This window comes from Cellulomonas algicola, from assembly GCF_003851725.1.
Lineage (GTDB): Bacteria > Actinomycetota > Actinomycetes > Actinomycetales > Cellulomonadaceae > Cellulomonas > Cellulomonas algicola.
This window is the reverse complement of record NZ_BHYL01000178.1, coordinates 1-864: the sequence shown is the minus strand read 5'-3', so window position 1 is coordinate 864 and position 864 is coordinate 1. Positions and strand designations below refer to the sequence as shown.

The 864-nt window shown below is 75.5% G+C and carries 1 protein-coding gene; it reads left to right on the top strand.

The annotated features are described in order from the left end of the window. The first annotated feature begins 89 nt into the window (after nucleotides 1–89). Nucleotides 90–707, top strand: a complete 618-nt coding sequence (locus tag CTKZ_RS12010; RefSeq protein WP_124343164.1) for a PilZ domain-containing protein — start codon at nucleotides 90–92, stop codon at nucleotides 705–707. Nucleotides 708–864: the final 157 nt, after the last annotated feature.

The following is an 864-nucleotide window of genomic DNA, read 5'->3' as shown; positions in this document are numbered from 1 at the left end:
CAGCCGGTCGTCGGCCCTGCCGATGGGGTCGGTGTCGGCACGTGTCACCGTGCCGGCGCCAGGACCAGCACCACCGGGACGGACCGACCATGCACGACCTCGAACGATGCGCGCTCACGGTGCGCGACCGCACCACCGTGGTCGAGGGGTACGTCGCGGCGTTCGACGGCGAGACCATGACGGTCGCGGCCGAGCACGGGGTCGTCCCCGGCGGGGTGCGGCCCGGTGACGACGTCCAGGTGCTCGTGCTCGACGAGGTGCGCGGCGAGGTCCGCTACGTCGGCACGGTGTCGCGCGTGGGCGCGTCGACGGTCGCCCTGGTCGACCTCGAGCTCGTCTCGATGCTGCAGAAGCGGCAGGGTGCGCGCGTCCGGACGCTCCAGCTGTGCACGGGCGTCGCGACCGGCCCCGACGGCGCCGGCCCGGGCCGCCCGATCTCGTTCGTGGTCGTCGACATCAGCGCGCACGGCATGCGCCTGTCGACGACGTCGACGCTCGCGGTGCACGACCGCGTCGCGTTCGAGTTCCCGACCGGTCGCGGTGCGGTGAAGCTCGACGCCGAGGTGCTGCGCACCCAGCGGACCAGCACCGGCGGGACGCAGTACGGGTGCCGGTTCGTCGACATCCGCGAGAACGACGTCGACGCGCTGTTCCGGTTCGTGCTGCGCACGCAGGGCGCACAGCGGCGGATGCGCCTCGACGCCTGACGGAACCCGGCCTGTCCCGGCCCCGTCCGGCCGGTCGGCGGTGCGGGCGGGGCCGGCGCCCGTCGAGCCGCCCCCGCCCCGCCCGCACGCTCCCGTCAGGCCGTCGCCGGCGCGCTGCTCGACTCGGTCGCGTCCGCCTCCGCGGCCTCACGCCGCA

Bases quoted from the DNA above. Each gene is read 5' to 3' on its own strand.
- CTKZ_RS12010 (WP_124343164.1), top strand. From the start codon at position 90: ATGCACGACCTCGAACGATGCGCGCTCACGGTGCGCGACCGCACCACC.